Genomic DNA, 17,932 nt, shown 5'->3' on the forward strand with positions numbered 1-17,932 from the left:
CTTCATTCCGAGACACCCGTTCCGATCCGCGAGACGATCTCGTCCCAGTAGCCGGGCATGGTCTCCCAGGGGTCGGTGCGGCCGCCGTGATCGGTGCGGTCGGTGAAGTAGATCGTCGAGGCGCCCTGCCAGCGGGCGATCCGCAGCGCCTCGTCGAGATGGCCGCGCGGGACGCCGTGCACGAAGTGGCAGAAGCGCTCGGGCGGGTAGTCGGCGGTCCACTCGGCGACCTGCGACCAGCGGTAGTCGCTCCACGGGCCGGAGAAGGTCACCAACTGGTCGGCGCACTCGGCGTATCCGGGGTGCGGGTGGGTGCCGTGCCCCAGGACGATGTGGGCGCCGTCACGAATCTCTCGGAGCGCGCCGACCGTGCGGCGGGCCTCGGGGAGCGCTGCCCGGTCGGTGGGACAGCGGTCCAGGAGAAAGCCGTCGACCTGGTACCAGTCGCGGTAGCGGTGTGCCTCGGAGATCAGGTCGCCGAAGGTGCGGGCGCCGTGGGCGGCGTCCAGGTGGCCGAGGACGCGGACGCCGGTGTTGCGGAGCCGCCCGGCCGCCTCCAGGCAGTGCGGGTCGGGGCGGGCCCCCGGGCCGGAGGAGACGTTGAGGACGACCCAGTGCAAGGGGGTGCCGGGGCGAGCGAGCTCGCCCCATTCGGTCGGCGCGACCAGGGGGTGCGCGTAGCCGGGGATGCCGAAGCCGGTGCGGACGCCGGTGCTCGCGGTGCCCGGGGTCGTGCTGGTCAGATGCGGCATGCCGCCTCCATCCAGATGTCGGCGAGGGACTCTTCGAGGTTGATCCGGGGCCGCCAGCCGAGCCGGTCGCGCGCGGTGCGCACATCGGCCTGCTGCCAGCTCCCGCAGCCGTCCGGGTACGGGTACGCGACCGGGGCCGCGTGGTCGGGGTCGGTGCGGGGGTGCCCGATGGCCGCCCTCAACGGGCCGGGCGGGCCGTCGAGTTCGTGCAGGGCGCCGCCGTATCCGGCCACGCGGGCGAGGACGGCGGCGGCGTCGCGCAGCCGGACCGCGCGGCCCGAGCCGATGTTGATGACGCCCTGCGCGGCGGAGAGCGAGGCGGCGTGGACGGCGCGGGCCACGTCCCGTACGTCGACGAAGTCGCGTTGCGCGCCCAGGCCGCCGAGCTTGAGTTCGCCGTCGCCGGACTGCATGGCCCGGCGCATGGCCTCGGCGAGCCGACCCAGCGGGGAACCGGCGGGGGTGCCGGGTCCCGCGGGCGAGAAGACGCGCAGCACCACGGCGTCGAGGCCGGAGCCCAGGACCAGTTCGGTGGCGGCGAGTTTGCTGACGCCGTACGGGCCGCCGGGGCGGGGTACGGCGTCCTCGGCCGTGGAGGAACCGGGCTGGCTGGGGCCGTACTCGGCGCCGCAGCCGATCTGCACGAGCCGGGCTCCGCAGCCGCTGCGGCGCAGGGCCTCGCAGACGGTGGCGACGGCGACGGTGTTGTGCCGGGTGAGCTCGCGGGCGCCGCCCCGGGTGGCCCCGGCGCAGTTGATGACGACTCCGGGGTGGACGGCGTCCAGGAAGCGGGTGAGCGCTCCGGGGCTGCCGGTCGCGAGGTCGAAGCGGACGTCGGCGTCGTCGCCGCGGCCGAGCGCGGTGAGCTGGACGGCCGGGTCGGCGAGCAGGCGGTCGGCGACGAAGCGGCCGAGGTAGCCGTTGGCTCCGATCAGCAGGACCCTCATCGGACGGCTCCCGGGGCCGACTCTCCGGATCGGGAGGTGATCATCTGGTGTTCTCCTTCACAAGGTGATGCGGTTGCCTCCGGCGGTGGGGCCGGGCGCCTGCGGCTGGGTGACGCGTCTGGTTGGTGCGGGTCATCGGCGGCGTCACCGCGGCTCGTTCGCCGGCGCGTGCGCGGAGGCTCTGGTCAAGGTGCGGATGGTGTGGAACAGGAGGGCCAGGGCGGCTGCTCCGCAGGCCAGGGCGGGGATGCCGCCCTGGCCGCAGGAGGCCAGGACGGTTTCGACGGGGGTGGCCAGGAAACCGCAGCCGGGGAGCCGGCCGATGAGGTCCGTGGCCAGGGCCGTCGCCTCCGTCGCGGCCGCCGCGCCGAGCGCGAGGGTCGGGGCACGGGTGAAGCCGTGGACGGTGAGGAGGCGGGCGAGCAGCAACAGGGCACCCAGGGTGATGGCTGGGGCATACGCGGCGGGCTCGCCCAGGGCCGCGCCACAGAGGGCGAGGAGGGCGGTCAGTGCGCACAGGAACAGGGCGAACGTGCCGAGCAGCAGCGGCCGAACCGAGTCGGCGAAGTCCTCAAGTCCGCGACTGGTCGCGAGCTTTCGCCGGGCGCGCACGGCGAAGTGGTGGGCGCACCAGGCGGCGGGGGCGCAGGCCAGGGTGAGGGCCAGGACCGGTGCGGTGGCCGTGGACCAGGCTCCGCCCGCGATGCCGGTCGGCAGGCCGTCGGGCCCGCCGTCGTCCGCAGCGCGGAGCAGGCCGTCGCCGAGGAGGGCGTAGGCCAGCAGCCAGTACGTCCACAGGCGCGTGCCGGGGGGCGTGCGCCACGCGTGCGTGCCGGGCGGGTTGCTCAACGGGCCGCGGCCGAGGGCCAAGCGCACACCGAGCGCCACGGCGAGAACACCGCCGACGGCCACCGCCAGCCGCAGCCGGCCGTCCGTGAGCCGCACTCCGGTGACGGCCGCGGCGCAGAGGACTCCGGGCAGGAGGGCGAGTACGGCCCAGCCGGCGCGGGGCGCTTGTCCGGTCACGGCATCGGAAGGCGGGGCGGCCGCGTCGTCGCGGGGCACGCGTGCGTACATCTCCTCGGCGAGCGAGAACACGTCCCGGTGCCGGAAGCGGGCGGCGGTCCGATCGGTGACGCCGTGTGCCTCCAGCCCTGCGGCGATCTCCAGCGGGTCGACGGCTCGTTCGCACAGTTCGCGGTGACGGTGCATCAGCGCCTTGACCGGGTCGGCGGCGCCACGGCGGGCTGGGGCCGGTTTGCGGTCGGTCGCGCGGGAGGCCGCTTCGGGCGCCGTACGACGGTGTGGCTGCTCGGCGTCGCTTGCGGGACGGGCGGCACGTGGAGCGGGGGCGGCGGTGATCGGGGCGGTGTCGTAGCTGTTGGGGCCGGCGACCAGCAAGGCTTCGTCACGGTCTACGGCGACACGGACGTCACCGGTGTCCTGGCCAGCGGCCGACGGCTCGCCCGGCACTTCTCCCTCGCCCTGCACTTCTCCCTGCGCCTCTCCTTCCGCCCCCGGCTCCCCGTTCTCCCCGAGCCACTCTTCCGACCGCGCGTCCCACGCCTCCGCGCTGCCGGGCGTCCCGGGGCGGTCGAGTTCGCCGAGGCCGCTCATCGGGCTGCCTCCGTGGCCGGCAAGGGAGTTGTGGCGCCAACCGGCGCTCCGGTCGCCCAGGCGGGGCCGCCGCGGGCCACGACGCGGGCCATCGGGCCGGTCCAGCGGCCGGGGACGTGGGACTCGGCGGGGGCCGCGAAGGGGAGGGGGTCTCCCGACTCGTTGAGGACGACGCGGCGTACCGGGGAGTGCGAGACGATCTCCAGGTAAATGCCGTGAAATGCCGCGATGTTCTGCTCGACGGTGAACAGTTCGAGCGCTCGGGCGCGGGCGGCGGCGCCCAGGCGCTCACGGCGCTCGGGGTCGCGCAACAGGCTCACGCACGCCTCCGCGAGCGCCCGCGGATTACGCGGGGGCACGACGAGCCCCGTACCGCCGATGGCCTCGACCACCGCGCCGACATCCGTGGACACGGTCGCCCGGCCGCAGAACATGGCCTCGACGAGGCTGAGCGGGAAGCCCTCGACGACGCTGGAGAGAACGATCACCGTGCCGGCCGCGTACGCCTCGGCGAGCGTGGGGGCCTCCGGGCCGCCGATCTCATCGAAGGACACCGGGTTGTCGCCGACCGCGTGCACGCCCTCCGCCTCGTCGGGGAAGAGCTGTGCGGCCAGCGCCCGGCAGTGGCCCAGGTAGGCCTCACCTTCGGCACCGGACGGCGCGCCGACGATCCGCAGGCGCGCCTTGGGCTCGTCCTTGCGGATCTCCGCGAAGGCGTGGAGCAGGGAGATCAGGTCCTTCGCGGGTTCGACACGGCCGACCCACACCAGCGTGTCCGGGTCCGCGCCGTCGGGCGCCTCGCCGACCTCCGCGAAGCGGGTCGCCTCCATGCCGGGGTGGACCGTGCGGAGCTTCGTACGGTCGGCGCCACAGCGTTCCTGCCAGCGGCGGGTGTGGCTGTTGCCAGGGGTGATGAGCGTGGCCCGCCGGTAGATCTCGGCGGCCAGCCTGCCGTGGAAGGCGGCGAGCAGGGCCCGTACGGCGGGCGGCGCGTCGGCGGAGGCCAGGTAGTGCGTCCGCAGTTGTACGCCGTACTCGGTCACGAGCAGTGGGACGCCTGCGAAGTGCCGGGCGAGCAGTCCGGGCAGGGCCGCGGTGCCACCGGCGGTCGCGTGGCAGAGGTCCACGGAGCCGAGGGCGTCGTCCTCGTACCAGTCGAGCGAGAGGGGGCGCAGGGCGCGTTCCAACTGCGCGGCGACGGTGAGGAGTTCGGGTACGCGCGCCTCACGTGCCCCACGGAGTGCGCCGGGCGCACGACAGGCGCGTTCCAGCGCACGTACGGCGCTCTCGGAGCGCAGCGCGGCCACGAGTCCGCCCTCGTCGCGGGCGAGTTCCGCAAGCCCGTACAGCGCGTTGGCGAAACGGTCCGCCACATCGGCGGAGGGCGCCCCCGGCTCACCCGGCACCCCTTCCGCCACCCCCGAGGAGGCCTGGCCGTCCCCCTCGCACAGCACGGCCGCCAGCTCCTCGTAGCACTCGGCGAACCGCCGACGTGCGCGGCGCCCGAGGGTCACCCCGTCGTCCTCGGCGGTCCACAGCGGCGCGGTGCGCACCCGGCTGACCTGGGGCGGCAGTTCGAGCCAGCCCTCGTCCTCCTGGCGCTCGCTGCGGCTGAGCGCGTAGATGTCGAACTCGTGCTGCCCGAGCCCGCGTACGAGCCGGTCGCACCAGAGTCTGGCGTCACCGCTCACATACGGATAGCCACCCTCCGTAAGCAGTCCTATGCGCACGGGTACACCCCCGATCTCCCATATGGGGAGCCGCCGTTGACCCGGCGGCTCGCAGCGGGACGAACGTATGCGGACAAGGCGGTGGCGCGACGGACGGTTGTCCATCGCGCCACCAAAAGGGGTGAACGGGCGTAACTTTCCCGTGCAGGTCGCGTTCCGTCGCGCTAAGAGATCAATCGCGCACGAAACGTCAGACCGCTGTCGCGCCGTCGCTACGGTGCCGTAGCGACGAGTTCGTCCCGTCGTGGGGACGGCACAGTCCCGTCGTAGGGACGGCACCGTCTCGTCGTCGCCAACTCCCTTCGGACCGCCCTGCGCTGGGCCGCGACCTGGGGATCGAGGGCCGGTACGGCGGCCAGGAGCTGCTTCGTGTACGGGTCCTGGGGTGCGTCGTAGACCTCGTCGGCCGGGCCTTGTTCAACGATCCTCCCGCGGCGCATCACCGCGACCCGGTCGCTGACCTGGCGGACGACGGCGAGGTCGTGGGCGACGAACACGAGCGCGAGGCCGAGTTCGCGCTGGAGTTCGCCGAGCAGGGCGACGACCTGGGCCTGTGTGGTGACGTCGAGCGCGGAGACCGGCTCGTCGCACACGATCACGCGCGGGTCGGCCGCGAGCGCCCGTGCGATGCCCACGCGCTGGCGCTGGCCGCCGCTGAACTCGTGCGGGTAGCGGTCGTAATGCGCCCCTTCCAGCCCCACGCGCTCCAGGAGTTCGCGTACGCGCCCCCGGATGCTCTCCTCGTCGCGTTCTCCACGCGCGCGGAGCGGGTCGGCGATCGACTCGCCCACGCTGCGGCGGGGGTTGAGGGAGGAGACGGGGTCCTGGAAGACCATCTGCACGTCGGGGCGGACGCCTCCGCCGGGCTTGATCTCGCCGGCCGTCGGCTTCAGGAGCCCGACCAGCATCCGGCCCAGCGTCGTCTTGCCGCTGCCGCTCTCGCCCACGATGCCGAGGGTCTCGCCCCGGTGGATCGTCAGCGACACGTCGTCCACGGCCGCGAACGCCCGCTTCCCGCGCCCGAATTCACGCCGTAGGCCCGTCGCCTCCAGGACGACGTCCGCAGGCGCCGTGGACGCCGCCGAGAGGGTGCGCGGCGCGTCCACGCGCGGGACCGCGCCGAGCAGGTCGCGGGTGTACGCCTCGGTCGGTGCCCCGAGGACGGTGCCCACCGGCCCGTGTTCGACGGCCCGCCCGTGCCGCATGACCAGGATCTCGTCGACGCTCTCGGCGGCGACACCCACGTCGTGCGTGACGAGCAGCAGCCCCAGGCCGGTCTCCTCGCGCAACGTGTGCAGCAGGTCCAGGATCTGCGCCTGGACGGTCACGTCGAGCGCGGTCGTGGGCTCGTCGGCGATCAGGAGGTCGGGCTCGCACGCCAACGCCATGGCGATCAGGGCGCGTTGCCGCATGCCGCCGCTGAACTCGTGCGGGCGCGAACGGGACCGCCGTACCGCGTCCGGAATGCCGACCCGGTCCAGTACGTCGACGGCACGCGCGCGTGCGGCCCGACGCGACACGCGCGTGTGCACGCGGTAGACCTCGGCTATCTGGTCGCCGATCGCGTAGTACGGGTCCAGGGACGACAACGGGTCCTGGAAGACCATCGCGGCCTTACCGCCACGCAGCCGGCGCAGGTCCGCGTCGGACGCCTCCTGTACGTCGATGCCGGCCACCCGTACCGAGCCGCCGACGTCGGCCCCCGTGCCGCGGTGCAGCCCCAGCAGGGCCGAGGCGACGGTGGACTTGCCCGAGCCGGACTCGCCGACCAGGCCCAGCGCGGCGCCCTTCTCCAGCCGGAAGGAGAGGCCGTCCACGGCCCGCAGAGAGCCGAACCCGACCGTCAGGCCGGTCACTTCCACCAAGACGTCCGCCGAGGCGTCCGTCGAACCGTCCAGCGAACTCATGCGAGCACCACCCGTCGGTCGGCCACCGCGTACAGCACGTCCGCGACGGCGTTGGCGATGACCACGAAGAAGCCGATGACCAGGACCATGCCGACGACCACCGGCAGGTCGACGACATTGACGGCGTGGACGAGTTCCTGTCCGATGCCGGGCAGCCCGAACAGCGTCTCGGTGAGCACCGCGCCGCCGACCGCCGAGCCGACGTTGTTGGCGTTGAGCGCGATGATCGGCGCGAACGCCCCGCGCAGCGCGTGCCGCCCGATGATCGACCGTTCACCGACGCCGTACGCGCGGAAGGTGCGGATGTGGTCCTCGGCGAGCGTCTCCAGCATCGACGCCCTGGTGAGCCGGGCGAACGTGGCGGCCTCGATGAGGGCGAGGGAGAGCCAGGGCAACAGCAGGTTCCAGGCCCACTGTTCGGGGTCGTCGGTGAGGCCGACGTACTGCGGGAAGGGCAGCAGTTGCAGCTGCCCGCAGACGACGATCATCAGCACCAGGCCGATCACGAACACCGGGGTGGCGACGCCCGCGAGGGTGATGCCGGTCAGCAGTCGCTCGGTGAACCGGCCGCGCCGCCACGCCGACAGGATGCCCGTGCCGACGCCGAGGATCAGCCACAGCACCATCGCGCCGAACACGAGCGACAGGCTGACCGGCAGCTTCGCCAGGATCAGCTGGGTGACCTGCTGGTCGCCCTGGTACGACTGCCCGAGGCAGGGCGCCGAGCAGTGCTCCACGGAGGTGCCCGTGGAGTAGTCCTGGCCGACGAGGATGCCCTGGAGGAAGTGCCAGTAGCGGAGGTACAGCGGGTCGTCGAGCCTCAACTGCTGCGCCACCTGGTGCACTTGCTCCGGGGAGCAGCGCGGGCCGCAGGTGATCTGGGCGACGTTCCCGGGGGTGACGAAGAAGACCACGTAGACGATCACCGAGATGGCGAACAGGGTGATCACGGTGCCGATGGCCCGGCGCAGGACGAAGCCTCCGAAGCCGCTCATGCCGGGTCCTCCTTCCCGCCGTTGGCGTCGGCCGACTTGATCGTGTTGATGCTCGGATCAACTGTTGACCGGCCGGAACCGGGGTCCACCGCGACCTTCTTGCCGCTCGCGTCGGCCTTCGCCTCGCGCTTGCGGCCCGTGCCGACGCGCAGGCGGGAGGCCGCGCGCGGGTCGAGGGCCGTGCGGACGCCGTCGCCGAGGACGGTCAGGGAGAGCACGGTGACGAAGAGGGCGCCGGCGGGCAGCAGCAGGTACTGCGGGGCGGCCTGGTACCAGACGTCGGCGGCGGTGAGCATCTGTCCCCAGGAGGGCGTCGGCGGCTTCACCCCGACACCGAGGAAGGACAGCGCTGCCTCGGCGCTGATGTTCATCGGGAAGAGCAGCGCGGAGTACGTGATGACGGGCGCTGCCAGGCCGGGCAGCAGCTCGCGCCGGGCGATGCGCCAGGTGCCCCAGCCGCTGAGCCGGGCGGCCGCGACGTAGTCGAGTTCCTTGAGGGTGAGCGTCTGGGCGCGCACGATCTTCGCGACGTTGCCCCAGGCGATCAGCCCGATGACTCCCGCGACCAGCAGGGGCCTCGGGAAGCTGTTGGGCACGATCGCGAGCAGCGCCAACGACATGATCATCAACGGCATCGCCACGATGATGTCGGTGATCCGGCTCAACACTTGATCAACCCATCGGTTGCCGAGCCCGGCGGCGACACCGATCACGACTCCGATGAAGACCTGCACGACGGTCGCCCCCAGGGCGACGCCGAGGGAGACGCGGGCGCCGTAGGCGAGCCGGGCGAACAGGTCGCGGCCGGTCTGCGGTTCGACGCCGAGCCAGTGGTCGCCGGTGATGCCCCCGAAGGAGCCGGTCGGCACACCTCCGCGCGCGGAGTCGATGAGTGAGGGGTGGTAGGTGAAGGGGTCCTGGCCCTCGATGGCGGTGAGCAGCGGCGCGGCGAGCGCGACCAGGACGAGCAGGGCGACGACGACCGCCGCGACGAGGGCGGCGCGCTGCACACGCAGCCGCCGCCAGAACTGACGGGCCCCCGAGACCGCCGGGACGGAGAGATCCGTCCCGGCGGTCTGGGAGGCGACAAGTGCCTCGCTCATGGGGTTACTTGACCGCGACCTGGGAGATGTCCAGGACGCCGGTCCAGTCGCTGATCACGACGTTCTTGATGTCCTTGCCGACCAGTCGCTTGTAGACGGGGTGGAACAGCGGCACGGTCAGGGCCTGCTCGCCGATCTTCTTGTCCAGCGCACCCCACCGCTTGGCGGCGTCGTCAAGATTCGTCAACTTGTTGATCGCGTCAATCTCGTCATTGACCGACTTGTCATTGAGCATGCCGGTGTTGAAGTTCGCGCCGTCCTTGACGATCTGGCGGCCGTCGAAGATCGGGGCGAGGAAGGGACCGCCGGAGGGCCAGTCGGCACCCCAGTGGGCGAGGAAGAAGCCCGGCTCGGTCTTGACGCTGTGGATCTTGTCCTTGTAGTCGTTGATCTCCAGGCCTTGGAGCTTGACGGTGATGCCGGCCTTCTTGAGCGCGTCCTGGATCGCGGTCGCGATCTCGGGGCTGGTCTCGAAGTCCTTGTCGTTGGAGTGCGTCAGCGTGACGGTGATCCCCTTCGGGTAACCGGCCTCCTTCAGCAGCTCCTTGGCCTTCGCCGCGTTGCCGGACGCGCCCGCCGGGAAGAGGTCGTAGGGGTCGTACCCGAAGGACTTCTGGTTCGGCAGGAAGGTGGTCGCGGCCTCGGCCAGCGACGAACCGCCCGCCGCGTTCACCACCGACGACCGGTCGATGGCGTACGAGATCGCCTGCCGCACCTTGGCGTTGTTGAACGGGGCGACCTTGGGGTTGAACGCGATGTAGTTCGTGTAACCGAAGTGCCCGGTACCGACGCGCGCAGCGAGCTCCTTGTCGCCCGTCACCTTGGCGAGCTCGGCGGGCCCGAGGTTGGTGTCCGTCGTGACAGCCGCGGCGTCCGCACCCTGGGACGCGGACAACCGCTGGTTGATCACGGACGAGTCGAGCCCGGACTTCACGTCGATCTTGTCCGGGTAGGCCTTGCGCTCGGCATCCGTGGCCGTGGACCAGTACGTGTTGCGCTCCAGGACGATCGTCTCACCGTCGTTCTGGTTGCTGACGACCTTGTACGGCCCGGACGAGACCGGGTGCTCCTCGTACTTCGTCCCCGTGTCCTTGCCCTTCGGGACGGGCGTGAACTGCGTCTGCGTGGCGAGGTACGGGAACTCGCCCTCGGGCTTGTTCAGATGGAACACGATGGTTCGGCTGTCAGGAGTCTCGATCGCGCTGAGCCCCTTCTTGTCCTTGTACGGCCCCTGGTAGTCGGCCGCGCCGACCAGCCAGTCCCGCAAGTAGGGCGCGCCGCCGGAGAGTTCGGGGGCGAAGGAGCGCTCGATGCCGTACTTGATGTCGGCCGAGGTGATCGCCGTACCGTCCTCGTACTTGAGGCCCTTCTTCAGGGTGTACGTCCACACGGTCGCGTCCTTGTTCGGGCGCCCGGTGTCGGTGGCGAGGTCCGGGACGACCTTGGCACCGGCCGAGCCGTTCTCACGGTTGCGGGTGGTGAGCGTACGGAAGACGAGGGAGGGGACGTTGCCGCCGCCGGAGGTGTACAGGCGGGCCGGGTCGAAGTCCTCCTGGGGCTGCGAGTTCAGGACCGTGAGCGTGCCGCCCTTGTGGGGCGTGGAGTCGCCACTGGAGCCCTTGGCATCGTTGTCCTTCGGCCCGCAGGCGGCGGCGCCCGCTGCCACGGCCAGGCTGACGGATGCCACGGCCACGCGCCGGGCTATGACGGACGGTTGACGCATCGGAATGACGACCTCTCGGGTGACTTCCGAGGATCTCGCGGGGATTTCCCGGAGAACTCTCGAATGGTGAGACGGATGGACGAGGAGTGAGACGGGAGTGAACAGCCGTCTGCCCCGGCGTCAGGTCGTCGAAAAAACCCTGCCAAGGTCGTACGGCAAGGGCATGGTGGTGCGGGTCGCGACACAAACGCCAGAGGCGGTGTTCAGCGACAGAGAATGTCGGCCACGCAGAGCGGGGTCACGCCGATGAGCGCCAGCTCGATGCCGGCGCGGTTCGGAACATGACTAGACCACATGCCCAAAAATATGGTGGAAGTTGCGGCTCGTGTCAATGTGACATAAGCGTCGCCCGTCAACTGCCCGGGTACGGCCAGGGGTTCGCCAGGCAGTGGATCCCGTCGTGATCGAGGAACTTGGTCTGCTGCTGCATGACGGGCGCCAACTCGCCGTCCTTGTCGCAGGTGACGTGCCCGTAGCCGAGACGATGACCGACTTCATGGTTGATCAACATCTGTCGATACGCGTACATCTTGTCCCCATATGTTGACGACCCCTGCGCCCATCGATACGCATTGATCATCACGCGCTCGGTGGCCGCCGAGTCGCACGACACATTGTCCTCGGTGGTGTCGAGCCCGGACTTGGCACACCACGTGGCGGTGGTACCAGGGCTCGCGAGGGTGATCACGAAGTCCGGTTTGCCGGAGTAGATGCGCTCGAAGGTACGGGCGCCGTTGTGGGCCCAACTCCGCTTGTCGTTCAGCGTCTTCTGCACGGCCTGCGCGAAGAGCGTCCCGTCCAGCCCGAGCCCCTGCTCGACATCCACGCGGTACGTGTACTTGCGCCCCTTGCCGGGCGCCCTGTCGACCCCGGGCACGGCGTCGAACTTGTCCGGCCCCTTGAGCTTGGCGCTGAGCGGGTACTTCTCGGCCATCTTCTGGGCGTACGTCAAGGTCACCAGGCGCGGCGAACTGGAGGGGCTCGCCTGCGGCGAGGCCGTCTCTCTGGCATCCCGGGCCCGATCGGTCGCCGCCTGCGACCGCGCACCGTCGCCGTCACCGTCCTTGGCGACCTGCCCGGCCACGATGACGGCCAGCACGGTGGTGACGGCGGCGGCCGCGATACCGGTGTACGTCCGTCCCTTACGGCCCTTGGCGGCCCCGGGCGCGGAGTCGAGGTCGGCAGGGGGCTCGTCGGCGTCGCTCTCGGGGGTCCAGGTGGTGACGGAGCCGTACGGGTCGGAGGGGTGCGTCGCGACGCCGGTACGGGGCGCGAACACGTCGTCGTCGGCGTCCGCTTCGAAGGCGTCGACGTAGTCCTGCCGGGGACTACGACCGGCCTGCCCGCCTCGCCGGGGACCGGCTTGAGGGGCCTGGCGCTGCCGCGGGATGGGCAGCCCCGGGCCCGAACCGGAGGGCGTACCGGCGAGGGGGGTGTGGGGCATGCCGGGGGCACCGGGTGCGCCGGGCGGAGCTTGCGAAGCACCGAGCGGCCCGCGCGGCCCGCCGGGTCCCACACCGCTCCGCCCCTTCAACTCACCCCAGGCACCCCCGGATTCAGGCTGCTCGGGATGACCGGCACGCGCGCGTGGAGCGCCGTCGGACACACGGGGGACACCACGCGCGGGAGTGCCATCGGGCAGCCTCGGAAAACCGTGGGCCGGAGTGCCGTCGGCACAACGGGGAGTGCCCTGCACGGGGGTGCCGTCCGGCGCCCGCGGAACACCGCGAGCCGGTGTGCCATCCGCCAGCCTCGGAAACCCATGAGCCGGCGTGCCGTCCGGAAGCCGGGGAACACCGTGCCCCGGAGTGCCGTCGGCGGAACGCGGCGCACCCTGCGCCGACCAGCCGTCCGGCAAACGCGGAACCCCGCGCGCGGGAGTGCCATCAGGAAGACGCGGCCCGCCGGCCTCAGGACCACCGCCGAAGAAACGCAGCGACCCGTGAGCCGGGGTCCCATCAGGAAGACGCGGCCCACCTTGCGCGGGCGGCTGCCCCTGGTAACGCGGTACTCCGTGAGCGGGTGTCCCCTCCGGGGGGCGCGACCCACCTTGAGCCGACGGCTGGCCCTGGAAACGCGGCACGCCGTGAGCGGGTGTCCCCTCCGGCGGACGCGACCCACCTTGAGCCGACGACTGCCCCTGATAACGCGGCACCCCGTGAGCAGGCGTCCCGTCCGCGAAACGCGGCCCACCCTGCTCGGACGGCGGCCCTTGGAAACGCGGCACGCCGTGACCGGGTGTCCCCTCCGGGGGACGCGGTCCACCTTGAGCGGGCGGCTGCCCCTGATAGCGCGGCACCCCGTGAGCGGGAGTCCCGTCCGCGAAACGCGGCTCGCCCTCCGAAGACTGCGCCCCTTGGAAGCGCGGCACCCCATGAGCCGGAGTCCCACCCGGAAAACCCGGCACGCCGTGAGCCGAAGTCCTGTCCTGGGGACGCGGCCCCCTTTGAGCAGATTGAGCAGGCGGCACCCCCTGCCCCCGTGGAACTCCCCGCGCAGGCGTGCCGTCGGTCATCCCCGGACCCGGGATCCCCCGGGCCGGTGTCCCGTCCGGGAGGCTCGTCGCGCCGTACCCCGGATTTCCGCCCGCCGAAGACTGCTGCTGGCCAGGTACAACCCCGGGCCCAGAACCAGGAGAACCAGGCCGGCTTCCCTGCCCCCGCTGAGACTCCCGAGTCCCCGGTGGCGTCCCCGGCGTCCCCTGAGCGTCCCCAGACGCGCCCTGCGCGCCCGTTCCGCCCTTCCCCGCTCCTATGCCTACGTCCGCGGAGTCACCCTTCGCAGGGGACCTACGGCGACTATGGCGTCCCACGTCGCCCCCTCAGCTCCCCGCGTTCGTATCGTCGGCCCTGCCATCGCCCCCGGCACCGGATCCGGACCCCGCGCCCGCTCCCGCTCCCGCACCGCCGGCATCACTCACCGTACTCACCGAACCGCCGCCCCGGGACCCCCGCGCACCGCCTCCCCCACCTCGGCCGAAACCATCCGCCTCAACAGCGCGACGTCCCCGCACGGCACCGGTGTCCGCAGCGCTGTCGGCACCGGCTCCCGCCGACTCCCCCACCTCGCCGAACTCTCCCAACTCCCCCGCATCCGCGAGAAATTCACGGAACGCCACCGCCACCGTCTCCGGGTACTCCATCATCGCGACGTGCCCCGCGTCCGGCAGGGACAGCAGGCGGGAGTCGCGGAAGGCGCGGGCCGCGCGCTGGGCCATGCGGTAGCCGACCAGTTGGTCGCGGCCGCCGTAGACGAGGAGGGTGGGGGCGAGGACGCGTTCGGCCTGGCGCCAGAGGCCGTGTTGGCCGCCCAGGGTGTACGCGTTGACGATGCCGCGCGAGGAGCGGGCCATCGCGTCCCAGAAGTACGGGAGTTGGAGTCGCCGCTCCAGCTCCTCGACCGCGTAGCGGAACGCCTCCGGTGTCACGTTGCCGGGATCGCCGTAGCAGAGGCCGAGGACGCCGCGGACGCGCTGCTCGGCCGTCCAGTCCCTGCTGATGCGGGTGAACAGGGACGCGACCCCCGGCAGGCCCAGCAGGGCCGTCGGCACCGCCGAGCGCTGGATGCGGATCTCCGGCAGGGCCGGCGAGATCAGCGTGAGCGTATGGACGAGGTCCGGGCGCACCGCGGCCACGCGGGTCGTGATCGCGCCGCCCAGCGAGTTGCCGAAGAGGTGCACCGGGCCGCGCCCGGCCGCGTCGAGGTAACGGATGACCGCGCGCGCGTGCCCCGTGACGGAGTAGTCGCCGTCGTCCGGTGGCGGGGAGTCGCCGAAGCCCGGCAGGTCGAGGGCCTCGCTGTCGGCCAGGCCGTCGAGCTCGGCCATGAGCTGCGACCAGTTCTGCGAGGAACCGCCCAGCCCGTGGACGAACAGCGCGGGCGGCAGCCCTTCGCGCACCGCCGCTCTCGACCGCACCGTCAGGGTGATCCCCGGCAACCCGACCGACCTGAGCCGCTCCCCCTCACCGACCCTGACGGGCGCCACCTTGGGGAGCACACTGGCGGCCGACACGGAAGGCAGCTCTGTCGAAGACATGCGGCAATGTTACGAGACGATCACGCAGTGGCTCGTGTGTTCGCCGTCACAAGCCCTGTGCGAGCCCCACGACAGCCCTACGGCGTCCGCCATGGCACCTGGCACCCCTGCCCGGTGTCTCCTAGGCTCGTAAACAGGGCACCCGTATCGACAAGCGCACGACGGACGACCGTAAAGCGCACGACGTACCAGGAAGGGAGCCCGCCATGACCGTCGATCCCAGCGATCCCGAGACGTTCGAGGACGAGAGCGACACCCCGTTCGATGCCGAAGCCCCCGAGGACGACCCCACCGACGAACAGCCGGCCGACGTCGACCCGGCCAAGGCCAACGAGGCCGACGTCGTCGAACAGGCCCGCGTCGTCCCCCTCGACGAAGACGACTATCGGTGACACGGCCGAGCCCCTGAGCAGACGGATCGAGCCCCTTCAGTAAGAAGACGGATCGAGCCCCTTCAGTAAGAAGAAGCCACTTACCTCCGACTGCCCGCGACCTCTACATCCCCTTCTAGGGGCATTCGCGCGGCTTTCACCATCGTCCGGTACGTGAAATTCTGCGCTCGCACCGCGCACACCACGGTTACCGAAAAGTACGATGGCGGCGCGGCGCTCACCGCATGAGGACGACATTTGGGAGGCGGCGTGACAGCCATCGAGCAGACAGAGGCGGCGCGCCCGCGGGGCACCCGCCTGCCGCGCCGTGCCCGACGGAACCAGCTGCTGGGCGCCGCCCAGGAGGTCTTCGTCGCGCAGGGCTACCACGCGGCCGCGATGGACGACATCGCAGAGCGCGCCGGCGTCAGCAAGCCGGTGCTCTACCAGCACTTCCCGGGCAAGCTCGACCTCTACCTCGCCCTCCTCGACCAGCACTGCGAGTCGCTGATCCACGCGGTGCGCACCGCGCTCGCGTCGACGTCGGACAACAAGCAGCGCGTCCGGGCGACCATGGACGCGTACTTCGCCTACGTCGAGGACGACGGCGGCGCCTTCCGGCTGGTCTTCGAGTCGGACCTGACGAACGAGCCCGCCGTGCGCGAGCGCGTCGACAAGGTGACGAACGAATGCGCCGAGGCGATCTGCGACGTCATCGCCGAGGACACCGGCCTCTCCCGGGCCGAGTCGATGCTGCTCGCCTCGGGTCTGGGCGGTCTCGCCCAGGTCGTCGCCCGCTCCTGGCTGCACAGCGACCGCAGCGTCCCGCGCGACCAGGCGGTCCAGCTGCTGGCCTCGCTGGCATGGCGCGGCATCGCCGGTTTCCCGCTGCACGGGAGCGAACAGCACCACTGACGGCCGTTTGTTCCCATGGGCTGTTCGCTCTTGGCGTTCCGGCGCGGAACATCTACGTCCCCTCGCCGGGCTAATGTGTGCTGCGTACGGCGCGGAAGATCGCGCACTTTGCTGACCGTCGGAGGGACATAGCCGTGGAGGTCAAGATCGGCGTGCTGCACACGCCTCGCGAGATCGTTCTGGAGACCGGTCAGAGCGCCGAGGAGGTCGAGCAGGCCGTGGCCGAGGCGCTGACCGGGAAGGCTCCGCTGCTGAGCCTCGTGGACGAGCACGGCCGCAAGGTCCTCGTCCCCGCCGACCGGCTCGCCTATGTCGAGCTCGGCGAGGCGGCCCCGCGCAAGGTGGGCTTCGGCGCGCTGTAGTCGCGAACGGACGAGGGGCCCGGTGACCGTGGAGGTCACCGGGCCCCTCGCGTTTCCGCCGCTGTTCTCGTCTGCGTTTTCACCACAGATGGAGCACAAGTCACCCACAGGGGAGGATTGCATTCCGCAGGTCACGGGTATGACCGGCTACGACCGCACAACGCACGCCGGCCGTGGGAGGGACCCCCGTGATGATCCTGGAAGCGCTCGGCTCCGCTGTGCTCGGCCTGCTGCTCGCGTGGGCCGCCACGCACCGGCTCGCACACCGTCTGCCGACCCGCCCCCTGGTGTTCTGCACGGGCGTCGCCGGAGCCCTTTTCGGTGACTTCGTCACCCACAGCGCGCTGGGCCCCGGCAGCGGCCTGGCGAGCCTGCTCGGCGCGGCGGTCGTCTCGGCGGCCTCGCTCTCGCTGCTCCTTCGGCCCTCACGACGGCTCCGGGGGCGGTCCGCCCCCGCCTAGCCGTCCTCCCCCGTAGCCGTATCTAGGCGGCGAGCCCCAGCGCCGCCATCCGCTTGGTGTGCGCCTCGGTGATCCGGGAGAACATCCGGCCCACCTCCGCGAGGTCGAAGCCGTCCGCCACGCCGCCCACGAGCATCGTCGACAGTGCGTCGCGATCGGCGACCACCCGCTGCGACTGCGACAGCGCCTCGCCCATCAACCTCCGTGCCCACAGGGCGAGTCGGCCGCCCACGCGCGGGTCCGCGTCGATCGCCGCGCGTACCTTTTCCACGGCGAAACTGGCGTGCCCGGTGTCGTCGAGGACGCCGAGCACCAGCAGGCGGGAGTCCTTGTCGAGGCGGGCGGCGACCTCGCGGTAGAAGTCGCTGGCGATCGAGTCGCCGACGTACGCCTTGACGAGGCCTTCCAGCCAGTCCGAGGGCGCCGTCTGCTTGTGGAAGCCGTCGAGGGCGGCGACGAACGGCTGCATCGCGTCGGTCGGCTCGGCCCCGATCTCGGTGAGCCGGTCCCTGAGCTGCTCGAAGTGGTGGAACTCGGCCGACGCCATCTTCGCCAGCTCGGCCTTGTCCGCGAGCGTCGGCGCCAGCTTGGCGTCCTCCGCGAGCCGCTCGAAGGCCGCCAGCTCGCCGTACGCGAGCGCGCCGAGCAGGTCCACGACCGCGTTGCGGTACTGCGGGTCGACGGAGGCCGTGGCCCAGTCCTGGGCGGCGACTCCGGTGGGTTCGGCGGGCGCGTCGGAGGCGTTGTCAGCGGTCGTCATGAAGCGCACAATAGCCCGCTCACAGCACGGCGGAAGTCCCTGGTCAATCAGTGTGACGACGACTACGTGACCAAATCGGCCAACGCATGTGCGCGATTCCGGGGTATGGTGGTAATGCGCCCGCCGAGTATTCGCCGGGCCGCACGAATGAGGATGCCCGGTCGGTGGCCCGATCGGCTCCGACCCGACAGCCCTCCTCGCCCGTACGTGACAGTGCGTACGTCGTTCGGAGGGGGACCCTCAGCGGTTCGAG

Annotated in this window: 16 protein-coding genes; 4 read left to right on the top strand and 12 right to left on the bottom strand. The window is 71.5% G+C overall.

Annotation, left to right across the window (positions count from 1 at the left end):
- Positions 1–2 precede the first annotated feature (2 nt).
- From ACGFY9_RS41895 to ACGFY9_RS41945, 11 genes are all read right to left on the bottom strand, one after another.
- Positions 3–752, bottom strand: a complete 750-nt coding sequence (locus tag ACGFY9_RS41895) for a spherulation-specific family 4 protein (RefSeq protein ID WP_393763322.1) — start codon at positions 750–752, stop codon at positions 3–5.
- A complete protein-coding gene (locus ACGFY9_RS41900; protein WP_033282020.1) occupies positions 740–1,699 on the bottom strand; it encodes an NAD(P)-dependent oxidoreductase in 960 nt (319 codons plus the stop codon). Before ACGFY9_RS41900 ends, ACGFY9_RS41895 begins: the two co-directional genes overlap by 13 nt.
- A gap of 144 nt (positions 1,700–1,843) precedes the next feature.
- The gene (locus tag ACGFY9_RS41905; protein WP_393763325.1) at positions 1,844–3,316 is read right to left on the bottom strand and encodes a hypothetical protein; all 1,473 of its coding nucleotides are present in this window, start codon (positions 3,314–3,316) and stop codon (positions 1,844–1,846) included.
- Positions 3,313–5,046, bottom strand: coding sequence for a DUF3492 domain-containing protein (locus tag ACGFY9_RS41910; RefSeq protein WP_393763327.1), 1,734 nt, complete (start codon positions 5,044–5,046; stop codon positions 3,313–3,315). Before ACGFY9_RS41910 ends, ACGFY9_RS41905 begins: the two co-directional genes overlap by 4 nt.
- Before the next feature lie 212 nt (positions 5,047–5,258).
- Entirely contained in the window at positions 5,259–6,953 is a 1,695-nt protein-coding gene (locus ACGFY9_RS41915; protein ID WP_393763328.1) for a dipeptide ABC transporter ATP-binding protein, read from the bottom strand.
- The gene (locus tag ACGFY9_RS41920; RefSeq protein WP_393763330.1) at positions 6,950–7,948 is read right to left on the bottom strand and encodes an ABC transporter permease; all 999 of its coding nucleotides are present in this window, start codon (positions 7,946–7,948) and stop codon (positions 6,950–6,952) included. Before ACGFY9_RS41920 ends, ACGFY9_RS41915 begins: the two co-directional genes overlap by 4 nt.
- Complete coding sequence (locus tag ACGFY9_RS41925) at positions 7,945–9,051, bottom strand: ABC transporter permease (RefSeq protein ID WP_393763332.1); 1,107 nt, start codon at positions 9,049–9,051, stop codon at positions 7,945–7,947. Before ACGFY9_RS41925 ends, ACGFY9_RS41920 begins: the two co-directional genes overlap by 4 nt.
- Before the next feature lie 4 nt (positions 9,052–9,055).
- A complete protein-coding gene (locus tag ACGFY9_RS41930; protein ID WP_393763334.1) occupies positions 9,056–10,774 on the bottom strand; it encodes an ABC transporter substrate-binding protein in 1,719 nt (572 codons plus the stop codon).
- A 203-nt stretch (positions 10,775–10,977) separates the two neighbouring features.
- Positions 10,978–11,070, bottom strand: a complete 93-nt coding sequence (locus ACGFY9_RS41935) for an Ms4533A family Cys-rich leader peptide (protein WP_366433810.1) — start codon at positions 11,068–11,070, stop codon at positions 10,978–10,980.
- Between the two features lie 56 nt (positions 11,071–11,126).
- The gene (locus ACGFY9_RS41940) at positions 11,127–12,218 is read right to left on the bottom strand and encodes a DUF3152 domain-containing protein (RefSeq protein WP_393763336.1); all 1,092 of its coding nucleotides are present in this window, start codon (positions 12,216–12,218) and stop codon (positions 11,127–11,129) included.
- Between the two features lie 1,377 nt (positions 12,219–13,595).
- Positions 13,596–14,810, bottom strand: coding sequence for an alpha/beta fold hydrolase (locus ACGFY9_RS41945; RefSeq protein WP_393763338.1), 1,215 nt, complete (start codon positions 14,808–14,810; stop codon positions 13,596–13,598).
- Between the two features lie 206 nt (positions 14,811–15,016).
- On the opposite strand from ACGFY9_RS41945, the gene ACGFY9_RS41950 reads away from it, so the two are divergent.
- The 4 genes from ACGFY9_RS41950 to ACGFY9_RS41965 all read left to right on the top strand — a co-directional run bounded on the left by ACGFY9_RS41950 (position 15,017) and on the right by ACGFY9_RS41965 (position 16,919).
- Entirely contained in the window at positions 15,017–15,202 is a 186-nt protein-coding gene (locus ACGFY9_RS41950) for a hypothetical protein (RefSeq protein ID WP_393763340.1), read from the top strand.
- A gap of 249 nt (positions 15,203–15,451) precedes the next feature.
- A complete protein-coding gene (locus ACGFY9_RS41955) occupies positions 15,452–16,096 on the top strand; it encodes a TetR/AcrR family transcriptional regulator (RefSeq protein ID WP_393763342.1) in 645 nt (214 codons plus the stop codon).
- Positions 16,097–16,230: 134 nt separating this feature from the next.
- The gene (locus tag ACGFY9_RS41960) at positions 16,231–16,458 is read left to right on the top strand and encodes a DUF3107 domain-containing protein (protein ID WP_019072095.1); all 228 of its coding nucleotides are present in this window, start codon (positions 16,231–16,233) and stop codon (positions 16,456–16,458) included.
- 191 nt (positions 16,459–16,649) lie between these two features.
- Positions 16,650–16,919 carry a hypothetical protein gene (locus tag ACGFY9_RS41965; RefSeq protein WP_393763343.1) on the top strand — a complete coding sequence of 90 codons (270 nt, stop codon included), beginning with the start codon at positions 16,650–16,652 and terminating at the stop codon, positions 16,917–16,919.
- A 22-nt stretch (positions 16,920–16,941) separates the two neighbouring features.
- On the opposite strand, the gene ACGFY9_RS41970 is transcribed toward ACGFY9_RS41965, so the two are convergent.
- Positions 16,942–17,679 carry a ferritin-like fold-containing protein gene (locus ACGFY9_RS41970; protein ID WP_033282009.1) on the bottom strand — a complete coding sequence of 246 codons (738 nt, stop codon included), beginning with the start codon at positions 17,677–17,679 and terminating at the stop codon, positions 16,942–16,944.
- Between the last annotated feature and the right edge of the window lie 253 nt (positions 17,680–17,932).

It is taken from the genome of Streptomyces sp. NPDC048504 (assembly GCF_043200035.1).
Taxonomy (GTDB): Bacteria; Actinomycetota; Actinomycetes; order Streptomycetales; family Streptomycetaceae; genus Streptomyces.

What these genes read in the sequence shown, in the direction of transcription:
- ACGFY9_RS41895 (WP_393763322.1), bottom strand. Translation starts at nt 752, where the DNA reads ATGCCGCATCTGACCAGCACGACCCCGGGCACCGCGAGCACCGGCGTC.
- ACGFY9_RS41900 (WP_033282020.1), bottom strand. Translation starts at nt 1,699, where the DNA reads ATGAGGGTCCTGCTGATCGGAGCCAACGGCTACCTCGGCCGCTTCGTC.
- ACGFY9_RS41905 (WP_393763325.1), bottom strand. Translation starts at nt 3,316, where the DNA reads ATGAGCGGCCTCGGCGAACTCGACCGCCCCGGGACGCCCGGCAGCGCG.
- ACGFY9_RS41915 (WP_393763328.1), bottom strand. Translation starts at nt 6,953, where the DNA reads ATGAGTTCGCTGGACGGTTCGACGGACGCCTCGGCGGACGTCTTGGTG.
- ACGFY9_RS41920 (WP_393763330.1), bottom strand. Translation starts at nt 7,948, where the DNA reads ATGAGCGGCTTCGGAGGCTTCGTCCTGCGCCGGGCCATCGGCACCGTG.
- ACGFY9_RS41925 (WP_393763332.1), bottom strand. Translation starts at nt 9,051, where the DNA reads ATGAGCGAGGCACTTGTCGCCTCCCAGACCGCCGGGACGGATCTCTCC.
- ACGFY9_RS41930 (WP_393763334.1), bottom strand. Translation starts at nt 10,774, where the DNA reads ATGCGTCAACCGTCCGTCATAGCCCGGCGCGTGGCCGTGGCATCCGTC.
- ACGFY9_RS41935 (WP_366433810.1), bottom strand. Translation starts at nt 11,070, where the DNA reads ATGTGGTCTAGTCATGTTCCGAACCGCGCCGGCATCGAGCTGGCGCTC.
- ACGFY9_RS41940 (WP_393763336.1), bottom strand. Translation starts at nt 12,218, where the DNA reads ATGCCCCACACCCCCCTCGCCGGTACGCCCTCCGGTTCGGGCCCGGGG.
- ACGFY9_RS41945 (WP_393763338.1), bottom strand. Translation starts at nt 14,810, where the DNA reads ATGTCTTCGACAGAGCTGCCTTCCGTGTCGGCCGCCAGTGTGCTCCCC.
- ACGFY9_RS41950 (WP_393763340.1), top strand. Translation starts at nt 15,017, where the DNA reads ATGACCGTCGATCCCAGCGATCCCGAGACGTTCGAGGACGAGAGCGAC.
- ACGFY9_RS41965 (WP_393763343.1), top strand. Translation starts at nt 16,650, where the DNA reads ATGATCCTGGAAGCGCTCGGCTCCGCTGTGCTCGGCCTGCTGCTCGCG.
- ACGFY9_RS41970 (WP_033282009.1), bottom strand. Translation starts at nt 17,679, where the DNA reads ATGACGACCGCTGACAACGCCTCCGACGCGCCCGCCGAACCCACCGGA.